14 protein-coding genes and 3 pseudogenes are annotated in these 16,842 nt (G+C 61.6%); 9 read left to right on the forward strand and 8 right to left on the reverse strand.

Annotation, left to right across the window (positions count from 1 at the left end):
* Window positions 1-172 precede the first annotated feature (172 nt).
* The 7 genes and pseudogenes from R5O87_RS23870 (at window position 173) to R5O87_RS23900 (ending at window position 8,200) form a co-directional block, all read left to right on the forward strand.
* Window positions 173-2,137 carry a glycoside hydrolase family 3 protein gene (locus R5O87_RS23870; protein WP_410554761.1) on the forward strand — a complete coding sequence of 655 codons (1,965 nt, stop codon included), beginning with the start codon at window positions 173-175 and terminating at the stop codon, window positions 2,135-2,137.
* Window positions 2,138-2,244: 107 nt separating this feature from the next.
* Window positions 2,245-3,504, forward strand: coding sequence for an MFS transporter (locus tag R5O87_RS23875; RefSeq protein WP_410554666.1), 1,260 nt, complete (start codon window positions 2,245-2,247; stop codon window positions 3,502-3,504).
* Window positions 3,505-3,767: 263 nt separating this feature from the next.
* A pseudogene (locus R5O87_RS23880) lies at window positions 3,768-3,986 on the forward strand (IS256 family transposase); the annotation flags it as partial.
* Between the two features lie 648 nt (window positions 3,987-4,634).
* Window positions 4,635-4,928, forward strand: a pseudogene (locus R5O87_RS23885) (hypothetical protein); the annotation flags it as partial.
* A 94-nt stretch (window positions 4,929-5,022) separates the two neighbouring features.
* The gene (locus R5O87_RS23890) at window positions 5,023-6,471 is read left to right on the forward strand and encodes an MFS transporter (RefSeq protein WP_410554668.1); all 1,449 of its coding nucleotides are present in this window, start codon (window positions 5,023-5,025) and stop codon (window positions 6,469-6,471) included.
* A gap of 484 nt (window positions 6,472-6,955) precedes the next feature.
* A pseudogene (locus R5O87_RS23895) lies at window positions 6,956-7,816 on the forward strand (COX15/CtaA family protein).
* A 48-nt stretch (window positions 7,817-7,864) separates the two neighbouring features.
* Entirely contained in the window at window positions 7,865-8,200 is a 336-nt protein-coding gene (locus tag R5O87_RS23900; protein WP_410554670.1) for an IS1096 element passenger TnpR family protein, read from the forward strand.
* Between the two features lie 4 nt (window positions 8,201-8,204).
* Here R5O87_RS23900 and R5O87_RS23905 read toward each other — a convergent pair whose 3' ends face one another.
* The 4 genes from R5O87_RS23905 to R5O87_RS23920 form a co-directional block, all read right to left on the reverse strand.
* Window positions 8,205-8,435: a hypothetical protein gene (locus R5O87_RS23905; RefSeq protein WP_410554671.1), complete on the reverse strand. Its 231-nt coding sequence runs from the start codon at window positions 8,433-8,435 to the stop codon at window positions 8,205-8,207.
* A 335-nt stretch (window positions 8,436-8,770) separates the two neighbouring features.
* The gene (locus R5O87_RS23910) at window positions 8,771-9,790 is read right to left on the reverse strand and encodes a GTP pyrophosphokinase (protein WP_410554672.1); all 1,020 of its coding nucleotides are present in this window, start codon (window positions 9,788-9,790) and stop codon (window positions 8,771-8,773) included.
* 13 nt (window positions 9,791-9,803) lie between these two features.
* Window positions 9,804-10,862, reverse strand: coding sequence for a nucleoid-associated protein (locus R5O87_RS23915; protein ID WP_410554673.1), 1,059 nt, complete (start codon window positions 10,860-10,862; stop codon window positions 9,804-9,806).
* Between the two features lie 682 nt (window positions 10,863-11,544).
* Window positions 11,545-12,111, reverse strand: a complete 567-nt coding sequence (locus R5O87_RS23920) for a recombinase family protein (RefSeq protein ID WP_410554674.1) — start codon at window positions 12,109-12,111, stop codon at window positions 11,545-11,547.
* A 209-nt stretch (window positions 12,112-12,320) separates the two neighbouring features.
* Between R5O87_RS23920 and R5O87_RS23925 the strand changes: the two genes are divergently transcribed.
* Window positions 12,321-12,623, forward strand: a complete 303-nt coding sequence (locus R5O87_RS23925) for a DUF4193 domain-containing protein (protein ID WP_410554675.1) — start codon at window positions 12,321-12,323, stop codon at window positions 12,621-12,623.
* A gap of 113 nt (window positions 12,624-12,736) precedes the next feature.
* On the opposite strand, the gene R5O87_RS23930 is transcribed toward R5O87_RS23925, so the two are convergent.
* The gene (locus tag R5O87_RS23930) at window positions 12,737-12,937 is read right to left on the reverse strand and encodes an AsnC family protein (protein ID WP_410554676.1); all 201 of its coding nucleotides are present in this window, start codon (window positions 12,935-12,937) and stop codon (window positions 12,737-12,739) included.
* Between the two features lie 314 nt (window positions 12,938-13,251).
* On the opposite strand from R5O87_RS23930, the gene R5O87_RS23935 reads away from it, so the two are divergent.
* Window positions 13,252-13,590, forward strand: coding sequence for a YegP family protein (locus R5O87_RS23935; RefSeq protein WP_410554677.1), 339 nt, complete (start codon window positions 13,252-13,254; stop codon window positions 13,588-13,590).
* Between the two features lie 77 nt (window positions 13,591-13,667).
* Here R5O87_RS23935 and R5O87_RS23940 read toward each other — a convergent pair whose 3' ends face one another.
* The 3 genes from R5O87_RS23940 to R5O87_RS23950 form a co-directional block, all read right to left on the reverse strand.
* Complete coding sequence (locus R5O87_RS23940) at window positions 13,668-14,825, reverse strand: hypothetical protein (protein WP_410554678.1); 1,158 nt, start codon at window positions 14,823-14,825, stop codon at window positions 13,668-13,670.
* Between the two features lie 388 nt (window positions 14,826-15,213).
* On the reverse strand, window positions 15,214-15,555 hold the full coding sequence (locus tag R5O87_RS23945; protein WP_410554679.1) for a helix-turn-helix domain-containing protein: 342 nt from the start codon (window positions 15,553-15,555) through the stop codon (window positions 15,214-15,216).
* On the reverse strand, window positions 15,555-16,661 hold the full coding sequence (locus R5O87_RS23950; RefSeq protein ID WP_410554680.1) for a tyrosine-type recombinase/integrase: 1,107 nt from the start codon (window positions 16,659-16,661) through the stop codon (window positions 15,555-15,557). The genes R5O87_RS23945 and R5O87_RS23950 overlap by 1 nt, the downstream gene beginning before the upstream one ends.
* Between the last annotated feature and the right edge of the window lie 181 nt (window positions 16,662-16,842).

Raw genomic sequence — 16,842 nt, forward strand, 5'->3', positions numbered from 1 at the left:
CGATGCCGCTGGCGCCCTCCATTGATGTTGCAGACGTTCGCCCCTCGTCGGTTGCGCGGCTCGCCTCGCGTGGAAGCGAAGTGAGCTATGACTGCCGCCTATTTCCTTGAGAGCAGGTCCCTTCGTGTCCCACGAAGAGCTTTACCCGTACCAAGATCCGACTTTGAGCCCGATGCAGAGGGCTGAGGATCTCCTCCGCCGCCTGCCCCTGGAAGACCGGGTGGGGCTCATGTTCCAGCCGCTTGCGGGGGTCGGGGACTTCGATGCCCCCGGCCCTATCGGTTATCCCTCGACCCGCACGCTGTTCGAGCGAAGGATCAACCACTTCAACACCCTGCAGGCTCCGAAGGCTCGTGATCTGGCGCAGTGGGCGAACGCGGTGCAGGAGGAGGTGAAGAAGCAGCCTTTCGGCATCCCGGTGACGATATCCAGTGACCCGCGCCATGCGTTCGGGAACAACCCTGGCACCGGCCTCGGCGCCGGGCCGTTCTCGCAGTGGCCTGAGCCCCTCGGTTTCGGCGCCCTGGACGATCCGGAGCTTACGGAGCACTTCGCTGACATCGTCCGCCGCGAATACCGCGCAGTTGGCATCTCGCTTGCCCTGCACCCCCAGATTGATCTCGCAACCGATCCGCGCTGGGCCCGCGCCGGGGGCACCTTCGGGGAGAGCGTGGAAATCACCTCCCGGCTCGCGGTGGCATACGTCCGCGGACTTCAAGGCAAGGACGGGCTCGGCCCGGCATCGGTCGCTGCAATGGGCAAGCATTTCCCTGGCGGCGGCCCCCAGCTCGATGGTGAGGATGCCCATTTCGCGTACGGCAAGGAGCAGGTCTACCCGGGTGGCTTGTGGGAGATGCACTTGCAGCCGTTTAGGGACGTCCTGGCGGCGGGAATCTCCCAGATGATGCCGTACTACGGTGTGCCGATGGGCACCAAGTATGAGGAGGTCGGGTTCAGCTTCAACAAGGAGATCATCACCGACCTGCTGCGCAAAGACCTTGATTTTGACGGGGTGGTGTGCAGCGACTGGGGCATCATCGGGGCGACCCCGTGGGGCGTGGAGCACCTGAGCTTCGAAGAGCGGATGGTCAAGGCCCTTGAGGCGGGCATCGACCAGTTTGGGGGCGAGGCTATCCCCGACACGCTCATCAATCTGGTCCATGCCGGTCTGGTCAGTGACGCCCGTATCGACGAGTCGGCACGTCGCCTGCTGCGGGAGAAGTTCGCGCTGGGCTTATTCGATGCCCCACTGGTCGATGCGGAACGCGCCGAACTCATCGTCGGAGCCGCTGACGTCCGCCAAGCCGGGCTCGAAGCACAGGCAGCCGCTCACACTCTGCTGGTGAACTGCCCGATGCTCGCCCGTCTCCCGCTGGACCGCGGCATCAAGGTGTATGTCGAAGGGATGGACCCGCTCGCACTGGCAGGACGGGCCAACGTCGTTGCGACTGTCAACGAGGCGGACGTCGCAATCGTCCGTATCGCTGCGCCCTTTGAACAGCGCGGACACCCCGGAGACCTCGAGTCGTTTTTCCACGCCGGGTCCCTGGACTTCCCGGACGAGGACATCCAGAACGTAAAGGACATCTCCGATGTCGTGCCCACCGTCGTAGGCGTCTACCTTGACCGCGGTGCGATTCTCACGCCGCTGCTCCCGCACGCCGATTCTTTGATCGCCGAGTTCGGAGCTAGCGACGAGGCTTTCGCCCGCGTCATCTTTGGCGAGGCCGAACCGCTGGGAAAGCTGCCGCTGGAGCTGCCCTCCTCCATGGCCGCCCTCGAAGCGAGCAGACCCGATGTCCCGTCCGACAGCGAAAGCCCGGCGTTCGAGTTTGGCTTCGGCCTGCGATACGAAGGCTGGCAGCCGCGTCCGCACCCTACTGATGAAGCGAAGTCGTCAACTAAGCTCGCCCGTCGCAATGGCGGCCGCTACCGACTGCACCGGACCAGCATTGGGCTGCTGCTCAAGGACCCCGAAGCCAAGGCGATCCTCACCGAGGAGCTCCCCGAACTCGTCTCCCATCCCATGCTGAATGTATCCCTCGGCATGGATGTGATCTCCGTCGTGACCATGGTTGCCGCCAACGTCGCTAATTCGAAGCGCGAGCACCTGCTCTCGCGGCTGTCCTCCCTGTAGGGCCAAACACTCACCTTCACACCCTCCGTGTCCCACGCGCTCGTGGTTCCTCCGGAGCAACCTGCTGGGCACGAAGGCTCCAGCACTCATCAGAAAGGAATCGGATTATGTCCGATGCGCCCAACACCTCGGCCACAGCGATTGTCAATCGCGTTGGCGGAGGCTTCATAACGCTCTATGTCCTTGCCTACATGGGAGTCTGGCTTGCGCTCCTGGCACCCATCCTGGTGACACTGCCGTTGAAGATCAACGGCCTTGTCGGCGCAGCCGCGGCTCCGACAGCGCTCGGACTGGTTACCGGTATCGGTGCACTGCTCGCGCTGTTCGGGAACCCATTCTTCGGGCGACTGAGTGACCGCACCACCGCCAAGCTGGGCATGCGCCGGCCTTGGATGATCGTCGGCCTCGTCGGCGCAATCGCGGGCCTCACCATCGTCGCGATAGCTCCCGCGGTCTGGACGGTCGTGGTCGGTTGGGCCATCACCCAACTCTCGTTCAACGCTCTCCTCGCGGCGGTCGTCGCCATCATGGCAGACCAGATTCCCGAGAGGCAGCGAGGGATCGTTTCCGGGGTACTCGGCATCTGCGCTCCGATCGCGCTCTTAGTCGGCGCCTATGTCGTTCAGCTCGTCGCCCCGCTGGGACAGTTGGCCATGTTCCTGTTTCCCATGACGATCACTGCCGTGTTCGTGGTCGTCTTTATGCTTGTCCTCAGGGACCGCCGGCTCTCGGGCGACGACAAGCAGGCATGGTCATTCAAGGAGTTCGCCTCAACCTTCTACACCGACCCACGGAAGGCCCCGGACTTCGCCTGGGCCTGGATCAGTCGCTTCCTGTTCGTCATGGGGCAGTCGTTCCTGCTCACCTACCAGGCCTTCTACCTGCTCAACAAGATCGGGATCTCCGAGGCGCACCTCCCCGACAGCATCTTCATCGCCACCCTGGTCTCGTCGATCTGCTGGATCCTGTTTAGCCTCGTCGGAGGCAAGCTCTCGGATTCGACCGGACGACGGAAGATCTTCGTGCTTACATCGGCGCTCGTCTACGGCATCGGACTATTCGTGGTCGCGCTCTCATCTGAGATGAATGTGTTCCTCATCGCGATGGCCATTACCGGTGCCGGCATCGGTATCTACTTCGCAGTTGACCTCGCGCTCGTCACTGACGTGCTGCCCAACCGCGACAATGCTGCCAAGGACCTCGGTGTGTTCAACATCGCCAGCGCGCTGCCGCAATCAATCGCCCCAGCAATCGCGCCGGCGATCCTCGCCATAGGCGGCGGGAATTACTCGGTACTGTTCCTCGTGGCTGGTGCATGCACGATCATAGGCGCACTCGCGGTGCTCAAGGTGAAGCGCGTACGCTAACTACCAGCCGGACGACCGAACAGCAGGAATGCCATCTGAGCTGCGAAGGACGTGCACGCAACGATCCCCGTGTGCCAGTGAATCGGGGCGATCACTGGCACACACGCGAAACGCGGGGTCCCGGGCAAGAACATTAGTGCTCCAGGGAAGCCAGAGCCGTGGTTCGCCGGAATTACGCGACTGTACGAATAACGGTGTGGGGGTCCGGCCCGATCCGAAGGGAGACGGCCGTGTCAGAGTCCACGACCGAGATAACAGGGGCAGTGATCGATCCCGTGACGGGAGAGATCATCGATTAGAAGGAGCTTGCGGAGCGGTTGCTCGCGCAGGCCAAGGAACAGGGTGTGACCTTGGTGGGCCCGGGCGGCCTGAACCAGATCACGAGGAACGTGCTCGAGACGGCGCTGGAAGCCGAGTTGACCGATCACCTCGGGCGCGAGCATGGCCAGAGGCCGATCGTAGCCAACATGCGCAACGGCACGATTCGTACGGCTCCAGACTCCCCACATTGTCGCCGAACTTGGCGGCTGCTTCGGGTGTCGTTAGCCCTTTATCCGCTGCGGTTCCTTGGCCCGAAAGCGGCCAGCCCAATGGAAACGATCGTGAAGGATTGGAGCGCCGAGCTGCAACCGGGAGGGCTAGGACTAGAACTGGGGCCAAAAGATGACTCGTCGGATCACCATGAGCTTCATGAAGCACGAGTGCTTTGGGGCTCAGCCGGTGGTTCAACGACGGCAGCGTACAGACTGGAAGGGTCACTGCAGGCCGGCATGCTCGCTGCTCAACGCGCATCACAGATAGCGAGAGCAGGAACGGCGCCCTGCACGCTCGACGTCCGTACGACCGGGAGTGCCGACTCGCCCGTGAAGGGCAGGCAGGGACTCCGCCAGCCAAGCGGCCTCCCCTCTACGTACTTTCGACAGGGATACCTCTGCGGGTGCGAATCAAAGCTGAGCCATTTTTCGACCATAAGTGCACCCGGCACGACCAGCCTTCAGTAACACTGCACCACCAGACAGGCCTCGTCGGCGCGGATGATGCCGGCGCTGGTTGAGCTCGCCCGAAACAGTAATGCCAGCCTTTCGCAGCCTTAGGTCCGCAATTGGCGGAGACGGAACTTCACGACGCCCGATGCGCTGAAAGCATGGTTGGCGCTCGAGGCGGAGGCGCTGAGACTTGAGGTGCCGCAAGAGAATACGGGCAAGGACGTCACTGCCGTCCACGCCGTTCGCGAGTACACCACGCGCATTCTCAGCCATCTTCTCCGCGGGAAAGAGCCTCTGGCCGGGGACTTGGAGGGGCTCAACGGGGCACAGTGGGCCTGTGCCGGGCCTGCCGGATCCCCGGCCCTTCGCATCTCACGACCACTTGCTGACGCTGTGCCACAGTTGACATGCATACCCCTGGGGGGTATAAATTTATGAGCAGCGATACCCCGTCGGGGTATCAGCGGACTCGCCAGCGGCGGGTCCGGCAACTCGGGCAACTTCCCCTCTGGGGATGATGAAGGAGACACTGTTGGCCCCCACGACTGGACAGCGCGGCGGTTTGATACCCCTGCTGGTAATCGCAACCACGCAGCTGATGCTGGTGCTGGATGACTCGATCGTGAATATCGCGCTACCCAGCATCCAGCGGGAGCTGGGTGTGGAAGCCCTTCACCTGCCGTGGGTTGTCAATGCCTACATCCTGGCCTTCGGCGCTCTCCTCCTGCTGGGCGGGCGTATCGGTGACTTATGGGGTCGGCGTCGGACCGTGCAGCTCGGCGTCGCAGTCTTCGTACTGGCCTCCTTGGCCGGGGGACTCGGGCAGAGCACAGAAATGCTAATAATCGCCAGGGCCGCCCAGGGTTTGGGCGCAGCCATGGCAGCTCCCAACGCCTTGGCGCTGATTTCGACGACGTTCCCTGACCGTAAGATGCGCGACACGGCCCTGTCCCTCTATGGGGCGATGTCCGCCCTCGGCATCGTCGTAGGGCTGCTTCTTGGTGGGGTTCTCACGGACACTTCGGGCTGGCGGTCGGTGTTCTTCATCAACATCCCCATCGGTCTGTTGGTTCTCCTGGGCAGCCGTGCCCTCCCGGCCACGGGCGGCAATCAGGGGCAGCTCGGCATTCTTGGCGCGGTTCTGGGCACCGGCGGAATGGTCGCGCTCGTGTACGCGATCACACGTTTCGGTGAGGCCAGATTCACTGACCCTGTCGCATTGGTCCTCTTCGGCGCTTCCGCCGTCCTGCTCCTGGTATTCACGCTCACCCAGGCGCGCAGCAAAACCCCCCTGGTGCCCCTAAGCCTCTTCAGGGGCCGCAACCGTGCCGGCGCCTACGCCTCAATGCTGCTGCTGGCCATCGGCCCGATGGGCACCTTCTACGTCATCACCCTCTACCTCCAGCAGGTTCAGCAATACAGCCCGCTCCAAACCGGCGCTGCATGGTTGCCGTTCGCCGCCGGACTCATACTGGGCGCCGGCGGCGCCCCGAAACTTCTGCTGAAGATCGCGCCGCGCCTTGTCGCTGCAACCGGGGCGCTCCTGAGCGCCCTTGCGGCACTCTGGTTGTCCGCCATCACCGTGGACACCAGCTACTGGCTGCACCTGGCGCCAGCGATGTTCGTGCTCGCCCTAGGATTTGGCCTGGGCGTCATCGCGCTGACACAGGCCGCCGTTTACCACGTTGACCAAGACAAGGCCGGAATCGCCTCGGCACTGCTCAACTCGGCCCAGCAGATTGGCGTCGCACTCGGCTTGGCCGTGCTGGCCGCTATTGCGGCCACCGTTTCTGCCACGCCGGGGTACGCAGGCACCAGCACCGGGGCCGCCCTAACCGCGGGATACGGTTCCGCACTGCTGGTCGCAGCCGGCATTCTCATCGCGGCGGCGGTACTGGCAATATCGACCCTCGATGGGCAGCCGACGGCCGAAGTCCAAAAGCTTGGCACGAAGGCTGAAGCGGACGAAGTGACAACCTGAAATCAAATCACCTCAAACAAATACCACCATGACTGTCGAGGAGCGTAGAAAATCTCTGCGGCGGCGACCGGGCGCACAAGCTCGACTGATGAAGGGTCGCCTGGCCCCTTCAGGAGACGCTGGCGTTAGGAAGCGCCAGTGTCTCCTGATTATCGGCACAGCCCAATTTGACGCAGTAATTTCGACGTTGTGACCTCGTGATGGTTTCCGCCGCTTCTTCCGTCTATAGATGCCTGGAGGTCCACGGGTCCGCACCTTTACCGCGAGTCCGTTACCGATCCGACCCGAGCCTGCTTCGATGAGATGCTGGGGCGATCTCAACCTCTATGACACCGACCGCCTTGCCCTCGAACCGCGCCTGTGAGAATCGCTCCGCTGATCGCGGACTTCCTCGTCCAATCCCTGGAGCTGACCCTTGATCGAAGCCGCCGTCCGCCACTTCACCGACCGGCTCCCCACCGAAGTCGATGTCCGCGTCCGGCGAATGGCCTTAGCCTCCCTGGCAGGACAGATCCTACTGATCGTCACCGGCGGCGCAGTGCGCCTCACGTCTTCCGGCTTGGGCTGTCCGACCTGGCCCCGATGCACAGCGGAGTCCTTGGCCGCCACTCAGGAAATGGGGATTCACGGCCTCGTTGAGTTCGGCAACCGTATGCTGACTTTCGCACTGGCGGCAGTGGCGCTGGGCATGCTCGTAATGCTCTGGAACGTGCCCAAAGAGCGCCGTGACCTGTTCCGCTTGGCCCTGGGGCTGCTGGCAAGCGTGCCGACACAGGCCATCATCGGGGGAGTCACGGTGCTGACCCGGCTAAACCCCTGGGTTGTGGGCCTGCACTTCCTGGTCTCCATGACCCTCGTCATTTTCGCCATGCTTTTGGTCAATCGCGCCTGGGGCCGGACCGGGAGCTTCGCCACGCTCGCGCTGCCTGCAGTGCCCCGAACCCTGCGCCGGGTGATGCAGCGGTCGCCACTGCCGCGGGCGCCGCTGTTGTCCTCGGCGTCGTGCTCACCGGCGCAGGACCCCATGCCGGAGACGCGCAGGCTCCGCGCAATGGCCTGGACGGGGATCTGTTTTCCCATATCCACCCCGTTCCGGCTTACCTCGTGGCCTTCGGCACGATCTTCGCCTTCGCACTCATTAGGGCCCGGCGGATCACCGGGCCCGTCCATAGCTCTGTGGCCGTCCTACTCTGGCTGATCGTGCTCCAGGCCGGCATCGGCATTACGCAGTTCCACCTCGGCCCCCGTGCTGCTGGTCGCCCTGCACATGCTCACGGCTGCCCTGCTGATGGCAGCAGCGGTGAACGCCGCAGACCTGAGCCGCTCGAGCCCCGTGGCCTCCTGACCCCGGGCCACAGGACCCCGGTGCCAATGGCGCCGGCGCAGGCCCTGCGTGAGGCCCAAGAGCGCGGCCCAGGACGGGACCACGCAGGTCTTTGCCGAGGATGACCTGAACGTCGCAGCGCTCGAACCCGCAGTACTCCTGGGCGAACTGCTAGCACTTGGCGGGGGCGCAGCCTTCTATGAATACGATTTCGGCGACAGTTGGCTGCACAGGCTTGAGCTGGTTGCGTCAAGCCCCGTGAGCGAAGGCCCTGCGCCGGCCCGGCTGGTTGACGGTGCCCGTCGCGGCGGCCGTAGGGCTTGGTGTTTTGTGGCGGAAACCATGGTTCTGGAACTCCTGCCGCAACCCCTGCTCAAGGGGGTGAGCAGGGGCTGCGGGGTTTGAGGTGCTAGGCGGGCTGCCCGGCAAGTCCATAAGCTTCGTCGTCTGACGCCTGGGGGATCTTCATCTCGAAGGTTTCAGTGATCGAGGTGTAGTCGTGGTAGCCCATCCGCGCCAGGGGTCGGATCTTCTGGATGTCGAGTCGGCCGTCGACGGTGAGGATGTGGTCATCGATGTGGATGCGCTCGACCTGGGCGAAGACGATGTCGATGGTTCCGACGTTCGAATTGCCTGTCATTCGGTGGGTTGAGAGGTATTTGCATTCGAAGTGGACTGGGCTCTCGGCCACCATTGGGGTATGGGAGAGCTCAGCATAGCGCTTGGTAATGCCGGCGCGGTCGAACTCATTTTCCTCGAAGGGCATCGCCATGGCGCTGATGTTGACGGCTTCGCGGAGGTCGTAGGTCGGCAGATCAGGTACGGGCGGATTTCATACGTATTCGTGTGACAGGTCCTCGAGGGTAAGCCAGCCCGTGCTCAAAAACGAGTAGGAAGCCGCTTTGGAGCACGGCCGCTACGACAGAATGTCGTCGGTAGATTCCCCCGAGTCAGCGATCTGCGACCAAATCCGCGTCATTGGGAGAAATATCGCCCCAGCTTCATAGCCCTAGCAATCGACTGAATTTGGTCATACAGGTCGCTGAACTCGAACTGCCTCGCCACCTGAAATGGGTTCTCGACGATCAAGGCAGCGACCAAAATGCATTCCGGTTGCGCAGCCAGGGCATGCACATTAACGTCAAAGCGCTGCGATGCGGGGCCGATCGCTGTCTGAAGATCGTCCAGCTTCTGCCGGCTGCCGGCCGCAAAGTTCCGCGCCAGCTCCGTCAGTTCGTCGGGGGATCGATCTGTCCTTTGGCGAATTTCGTCGAGATTCTCAAGTGACAAAGACCGACTCCCGTGCGTCCATCCGAGATCCCTGGCGTCCTCAGCTAGGGACTTCGATAGTCTGAGAATGGCAAAAGAAGGAAGTTCCGACACGGATCTGACGCCTCTATCCAGTTCTAGATCCAGCAGCTCGACAAGAGCCAAGACGCGGGCAAACTGCCTCTGCGTCTTCTTCGGAATCTCTTCTGGGCCTTTGTATATGAATTCATGCTCAGTCTCCGCCCAAGTGTGCTCTGCAAGAGTGCGAATCTGAACTTCGCATCTAATCCGCTTGCTAAGCGGAGTCTCTGCCCATTTGCAAAGCAGGTCTAAATGTAGGCCAGCGTAAGTCAGGGCCTTCACCTCTCGGCTGGCTTCCTTGTCATCGATGCCTAAGACTTGGAACTCGTCTGATGATTCGAAAGCATCGGCTACGGGCCACTTCTCGGATGCCAACTGAACAATGATTCGAACACCTAAAAGATCCGAGCATTCTTCCCACGGGTTTTCATACCGTGTCGGCAGATGTGAATCTTTAGCAGGTTTTCCTTGTTTCGCGAAAAGACTTAGAGGTTCTTTGTCACGAACCTCTACCTTATGCGGCTTAATACCAGCGGAACGCAATGTGGCGGAAACATGCGTGGTGATCTCACGCAGAACCCGCCGGTAGTCTTCACGGTGAACAACGTACTCGTCGTGGGTCCGCTGGGCGGACCAAGAAGGCATGACGACCTCCCCACTAACGCGATCGTGTGTTGGTCACCGTGCCAAGAGGTACGCCTTCTATGGTGACGTCGTAGAGTTCTTCACTCCCGGAGTTCATCCGCTTTGCGACCTTAACTTGGCCGTCTCCTCCCACTAGGTGCGGTGGTGCCACAAGTGAGATTTCGTTGCCTAAGTTAATCTTAAGGTTGTCTAGTTTAGGTTTAATTCGGCGACTATCTTTGGTGAAGGCCACCATGGGTACGCCGCGGTTCTCTGCGGCCCTCAGTACATCCATCTGGTGGCTGTGGGGGATGAAGTCAGCAATGAAGTCCTTGGCGTCGATTGTTTGCGAATTACTTTTGATCGCAATAGCCAAAGCCGCCTGCGCTTGGACCTTTTCATCGGCATCCAACGTGCTCTGCTGAATCGCGGAGGTCATCTGATTGAGATAGCGCTCCGTCATAACTTCGGGCTCGTCTGCGAGCTTCATTCCCAGGAACTCTCCTAGATAGTAATTTGCGAAGCCACCGCCGTTTTGAATGTCGGCCAAGACGCCCTCGACCGGGTCGGCATCAGTAAGAGGCGAAAAGAGGACCGACACCTTGTAGATGCGATTTTGTTCGCCGAATACCAAGTCAGGGATGCGTTTAATGGCCAACGCACGATCCCCATTCTCTAGTATTTGGAGTTCAGCCTGCATCGCTTCCTGGTGCTCAACTTTGGCCACCAATACGCAGGCCATGTCGTCCAAGGTCGCGTCTGCAACTACCAGCAATCCTGTTTTTGCAGTGAGTCTTTGTGAAGCTGAGAGCCTTACGGCAAGCTGCTGGCTCGTACTCTTCAGATCAGGAGCCGAAAAATGCTGTCGCAGCACTGAGGGTGTCGGGCTATCCACGTCTGGATTGGGAACGATTCCTAGAGCGCGCTTATCCAGCGCGTCGCAAAACCTATCCGTCAGGTATCCGGTGTCCTTGCTATCGAGTTCTACCGGAACATCCGTGACGAAAGCTTCGAAGCTCTTCTCACCGTTCTGGGCTAGCGCAATTTGATGCATGTAAATTGAGCTCAGCTCGAGCGTGCTGTAGTCCGGCAAAATCTCCCCCGAATTATTTTGATCGGCGACTACAAGTCACCCATACGATTTTTAGCGTCGGCGGCCATAAGTGGCGTCTCCTTGAGGAGATCTTACAGCGCGATTTCAGACTTGATTCACCGTAGTTTGGCTTGGCAGAAGTACTGGTAGACGACTGCCCTGCTGATGCCGCAATCGCAGCCGAGGACGACCTTCGGTATCCCGTTGCCGACGGGCATCGAGGGTTCGGGCGAACCTGTCCGTGCTGTGCACGACGACGGCTTCCACGTCGCGGAGTAAACGGCGCAAGTCGGTCAGCGCGCCAAATCGGCGCAGCTTCAAGATGCCTGGCTGCGAATCAAAAGCCTGATCTGACCTGAGGACACGTTGAATACGTCGCAAGACGGGAGTTCTCGCAGCTACTTCTACTTCCGTTAGTTTAGCGCCGATAACCGACGTTCTGTAAGGCTGGGGGAGTGGGGAACGCTGGAGCTCACTTTTCGGCGGGGACGGTTTAACGGCCCCTCCGTCCCGCCGTTCGCACTCTGACCTCGTCACTGACACCGGGCAGGCGATGCCGTGGCCGATCGAGGGCCCTTAAAGTGGCGAAACTCCGGCCAAATAGCGGTTGGCCGAAGTTCCATGATCAACCTTGCAAGGTGAACCTTGGGGTTGTCTGGGAACGCGGGGGAGCGGAGAAGGATTACTTCAACGCCGCGTGTCGGAGGTACTGGTAGACCGTCTCCCTGCTGATTCCGTAATCGCGGGCAAGGACGACCTTCGGGATGCCGCTGCCGGCGCGTTGGACCAGTTCTGTTGCCCGCTCCGGCGTCAGGGTCTTCTTCCGTCCTTTGTAAGCGCCGCGTTGTTTGGCCAGGGCGATACCCTCGCGCTGGCGTTCCCTGATCAGGGAACGTTCGAATTCGGCGAAGGCACCCATGACGGAGAGCATGAGGTTGGCCATGGGGGAGTCCTCGCCGGTGAAGACAAGCTGCTCTTTGAGAAACTCCACCCGCACCCCGCGTCTAGTGAGCCCTTGGACCAGGGCTCGAAGGTCATCGAGGTTGCGGGCGAGACGGTCCATACTGTGCACGACAACGGTATCCCCGTCACGGACAAACCGCAGCAGCTCTGTCAGCTGCGGCCTTGCGGTGTCCCGGCCTGAGGCCTTGTCCGTGAAAGCCCGGTCCAGGATCTGACCCTCGAGCTGGCGCATCTCGTTTTGATCCACGGTGCTTACCCGCACGTAGCCAATGCGCTGACCATTCACAGTGGCCTCCAATCCTCGCTGTGTGAGAACGAGTGTCGACCCCACCACTGCCGAGGTCAAGACACCCGAAACAGAGGCCTGTCCACGAAGCGGGAGGACCGGGTCTGCCAAGGCACTCACCTCCGGCAGGGGGAACAACCCCGCCCTGGTGTACGTTGCTCTCTGGTCGGGAAAGACCCGGCCAACGACCGAAATGAGAACTGCCTACCGTGGCTACCGATTATGACGAAGTCCGTTCCGACGTCAAGGAATCCCAGGACCGCTCCCTGGAGGCACTGAAGTCCGCCAGCGCTCCTGACGCCCGCAGCGTCATCACCGAGCTGGACGAAGCCGACGCCCTCGACGAAGGGCTGACTCCCGGTGGAGAAATCGTCTCCGAGGAACTCATCGTCCAGGTTGTCCCCCAGGGCAAGGACGAGTTCACCTGCTCGTCCTGTTTCCTGGTCCGGCACAGGTCCCAGCTCGCCCGCGAGACCAACGGACAGTCCTACTGCATCGAGTGTGAACGCTGACCATCAAGCGGCGAAGTACAGCCAGAACAAGTGACCCGTGAAGTTCTTGCAGCTGAGGCAGGGGAGCGGCCGCCCGCAGCGTGGGCGGGCGGAACTCAAGCCGGAAGCAGGATCTACCGCTTTCCGTATTTGCGGTGAACGGCTTGTTTGCTCACGCCCAGGCACAGGGCAATGGCTTCCCAGGAAAGTCCGGCCTGCCGGGCCTTCCGGACCAGGGACGCTGCGGTGCGCCCGACTTCCTTCTGCAGCTGCGCGACCGCCTGCAAGGCCTCAGCCGGACCTTTACCGTCCATGGACGCAACCAGTGTTTTCATCCGTTCCACCTCCACACTGTCAACATTAGTTGACAACGGGGGGATAGTCAACGTTTGTTGACGAGCCGAGGGCTGCTGAGGACGGCAGGCAGGCCTTCGGGGCGTGCCCGGGCCGGACGGAGAGTGCGGCATCACTTCCGCCAGGTGCAGGGCAAAGCCTTGCGCCGGCAACCGCCCCTGCGGAAGACTCGGGAAACACGTGCTGGATTGAAGACAATTGGAGCGGGCAACCAACGAAAAGCGCAGGCAACGATGCCAGGCGCACGGGCGGCAATGACGCAGCGTCAAGGATCCCGCGGACCGAAAGGATCGCAATGGCAGGAATCTTCGAACTGTTTATCGACGCAGAATCAGCCTTCAGGTTCCGCCTGACAGCACCGGACGGCACGGAGATGGCCGTATCCAGACCTTTCGCCACCAAGACCGACGCCGTGGCAGGGATCGCGGCCGTCCGCGAGTACGCCGGCATGGGACTGATCGCCGACGCGTGTGCAGGTACCAGCGCTACAAAGCCGCAGATCTCCGAAGATCCTCCGGTTCAAGCCGCGGAGCCGCAGAGGGTTGCAAACGTCGACTTCCACGGGCGCGCCCGGGCAGTCCGCAGGACCGTCTCCGGCCCGCGCCGGGCAGGCGCACTCCACAACCTCTCGTAAAGATCAGGGAGACTTTTCAACCCCTTCCGGCCCTTGATGGCGAAGTACGTTATCCGTTTTCTTGCCATGCGCGGGCGTTAGGGACGCTGATTCTTCTTGAAGACGATGTAGTCAGACATTCGCGTGGCTGCGCGGGCTGCGTGCTGTGTGATGACCGCGGGGCTGTAGTCGAGTAGATCAATGAGTGTTCGGGCGTCGACTTCCTGGGTGAGGTCGCGGAGTGTGGCGTTTCGGGCCCGTTGTGCGTCGATTCCAAGGACTTTGAGCCGCTCGGAAAGGGTCTCCGGATGAAGGTGCTGGCCCGCGCGGGTGCCGGGGAAAAGCCACGAGGTATTTGAGTTCGTCGTGTTCTGGTTCTCAGACCCCTCACGCTGGCTCCAGAACATCTCGGTTATTGCTGCGGGGATAGTGGCCGGCGTGGTCCCAAGCTTGAGAAGCATGCCCTCGGGAGTGATGCTGATGTGTTCGTGGCGGAGCATGACGATCTTGTTCAGTGGATGTGCCCAGAGCAGCAAGATCAGCCCAGCGAGGCGTGTGGACCTTATGACGTCGCCGTGTTCCAGACAGCTGCGCACGAGTTCAATACGTTCCGCGTGAGTGATCATTGGCGTGGATTGAGCGGGACGGAACGGCGCGTCGAGGTGCCCTTGTCGTGTGCTGTCGCGGTTGAGCCACCGGACAAAATTACGGATGTGCTTGCGGGTGCTGGGCCCGGTACTGAGATATTCGTCGATGTGGGCTTGTCTTAGTTCGCCCGCTGCGATGCCGTGAGAGTCACGGAGCCAGATGAGGAGCTTGCCTGCTTCGGTGATGTCCTGTTTCGCTGCGTGGGTAACGGTCTCGAGATTCACGACCGGGTCTGTTGCTTTGTCCCGGATGCGTTTGAGGTGGTGCCATGCCGCGTAGCGTTCGATCGCCTGGCTCGTGCCGTCGTCGGGGAGGTTGCTGATCCTTGTGGCCAGCCAATGTTCGAAGCGGGTGAGATTTTCATTGCCGCGCCCTGGCATCATGCGGTGGTGGACCAGCAGGGCGCGCAGGTGTTCGGCGGCAGTGGACCGGGGAAGGGCATCGAAGGCCTCGTGAGTGAGCGGGAGTCTTCGGTCCCCGATTGCTTCGAGTAGTTCCCGGGCCTTGGTGCCGCGGCGCATGTAGGTGTAGATGCTCTCGGGCCTGCCGGTTTCGGTGAGGAGGCCGATCAGCCGGCGCAGACGGAAATCATCATTGGGTTTGAGCACTGCCGTGAGGTCGTCTGTGAGGGTGCAGCGGATGCAGAGACCGCCCCGGAACCGTTCGGATTCGCGTTTGCATCGTGTGCAGGTCAAGGCGGTAGTGATGTCAGCGCAGTCGCGGCAGATGGGTTCTTGGTCTGGCGAGCGGCCAGGGAGCATGCGGGTCTCACCGCAGTTGGGGCACTTCCCGCGGCTGTGGGTGGCCTCTGTGAAGCAGGCTCCGCAGACTGGGCCGTCGGGCCAGTGCACCCGGATCTTGGCGACTTGCTGGCGGCACCGACCGCAGGTGTAGTCTCCGCTTGAGCGTGGTCGGCCGCGTTTTTGGGGGGTGGGCAGATCGGTGAGTGTTGGCGGGCGTGCGGAACCGTTGCCGCCGGTGGCTGGACGCCCTCGGCTAGTCATCGTCCTCGACGATCCGGGCGCGGACGGGGCGGTAGTTGCGCATGTCCGGGACATCTCCAGTCGCTGTTTTGCGATGGTGCCGGATGGTCTTGGTGTCGGTGGCCGTGTAGGTGATCAGGTCGTTCGGCGTCACGTCCAGGGCATCGCAGAGTGCAACGAGGACCTTAAAGGAGATCCGTTCAGGTTCCTGGGTCACGATCCGCCAAATGGCATTGGCGGTCAAAGTGATGCCGCGATCGTGCAATAGGGCGGCGAGCTCCTTGGCCGTATGGACCCCGCGGCGTGCCATGATCTCGCGGACCCGCCAGGTGTAGTCGATCTCTCGTCTGCTCATCAGTGTTTCCTCTCGCGCAGTTCCAGGGCCGCATTGATGATTCGTTCATGCACCCGCTCAAGTGCGAGGCGCTGGTAGTCGGGGGAGGGCAGGGTGTAGATCGAGGTCGTGGCCGCGTGCTCGTGGCCGAGCTGCAGCTGAACGAAAGCCACATCGAAACCCTCACCGGTAACCAGGTGCGTGGCATACGAACGGCGGAAAGAGTGCAGGTCCAGTCCCGGAGGGAACCCCAGCTCGTCCACAAGGTCATGGAGCCGGCCGATCAGATGTGATTCGCCAACAATTTTTCCCGCGCTGGTAGGGAAGAGGTCTGTGACGGGATGCCCATAGCGGGGGAGTCCGTTCCTGATCCAATCGGCAACCATTTCGGCAGACCACTCCCAAACCGTCAGGACGGAACGGACCTTCTTCGCGGAGCCGCGGTGCGGCTTGCCCCAACGCACCCGGAGTACGCCATGGTCTCCAAGAAACGGAGCCTTGCCGTTCCGCGAAAAGTCCGCCACCTGCAAGTGGCGCAACTCGTCCGAGCGCAATCCCCATCCATAAGCTGTCTTGAACGCAATCGCATCACGCCAAGCAGCCAGTGCACCCTTGCGGCCCGAGTCCAGGATCCGCACGACCTCAAGGTCGGCCAGATCAAACAGCTCCTGCAGCTCACGCTGGCTAAACGGCCGCTTGGCAGGACGGGCTTCCGTGGGCTGCGCGTGCGTCACCCGGTTCAGCTCGGTTACCACCTGGGCAAAGACCTGACCAAAGAGCCTCGCACTCTGCTCACACCAGTCATAGTGCGGGCTGCAGGCATAGTCGCAAAACAACTTCACCGCACCCTGATAGGAGCGGACCGTCCCATGGGACAGATTTCGCACAGCACGCGCATGAGAGAAAAAATCGTCCGCGTCGCCCAACGTCCACTGCCATGGATACCGGCCGGAAAAGTCCACGAGGCTCAGCACGACATGCCGCCGGGTGCGGATAGTCGACGGCGAGAAATCCTTCGCACGCTGCTGGCGCTCCCAGCCATCCAGGACAAGCGTCAGGAACGACTCCGGATCCGGCGCTTCGCCGCCGAACGGAACAAACAGAACATTCTCATCATCCTGCGCCATCGTCAGTCCTTGCCTCATCGCCGCCCTTTGCGATCTTCGCACGCAGATTGCGAGAACCGCAATCACCACCGGCAAAAAGGCTGCTCACAGGCCACTTACTGCGGGCCATCAAGGCGCTCCACGGAACTCACTCCCGCTGTTCCCTGGCGCCCTAACACCAAAACGAATCTGCAGGTCAGGC

The organism is Arthrobacter globiformis, assembly GCF_046536215.2.
Classification (GTDB): Bacteria; Actinomycetota; Actinomycetes; order Actinomycetales; family Micrococcaceae; genus Arthrobacter; species Arthrobacter globiformis_E.

What these genes read in the sequence shown, in the direction of transcription:
- R5O87_RS23870 (WP_410554761.1), top strand. Translation starts at nt 173, where the DNA reads ATGCAGAGGGCTGAGGATCTCCTCCGCCGCCTGCCCCTGGAAGACCGG.
- R5O87_RS23875 (WP_410554666.1), top strand. Translation starts at nt 2,245, where the DNA reads ATGTCCGATGCGCCCAACACCTCGGCCACAGCGATTGTCAATCGCGTT.
- R5O87_RS23905 (WP_410554671.1), bottom strand. Translation starts at nt 8,435, where the DNA reads ATGACAGGCAATTCGAACGTCGGAACCATCGACATCGTCTTCGCCCAG.
- R5O87_RS23910 (WP_410554672.1), bottom strand. Translation starts at nt 9,790, where the DNA reads ATGCCTTCTTGGTCCGCCCAGCGGACCCACGACGAGTACGTTGTTCAC.
- R5O87_RS23930 (WP_410554676.1), bottom strand. Translation starts at nt 12,937, where the DNA reads ATGAAAACACTGGTTGCGTCCATGGACGGTAAAGGTCCGGCTGAGGCC.
- R5O87_RS23935 (WP_410554677.1), top strand. Translation starts at nt 13,252, where the DNA reads ATGGCAGGAATCTTCGAACTGTTTATCGACGCAGAATCAGCCTTCAGG.
- R5O87_RS23945 (WP_410554679.1), bottom strand. Translation starts at nt 15,555, where the DNA reads ATGAGCAGACGAGAGATCGACTACACCTGGCGGGTCCGCGAGATCATG.
- R5O87_RS23950 (WP_410554680.1), bottom strand. Translation starts at nt 16,661, where the DNA reads ATGGCGCAGGATGATGAGAATGTTCTGTTTGTTCCGTTCGGCGGCGAA.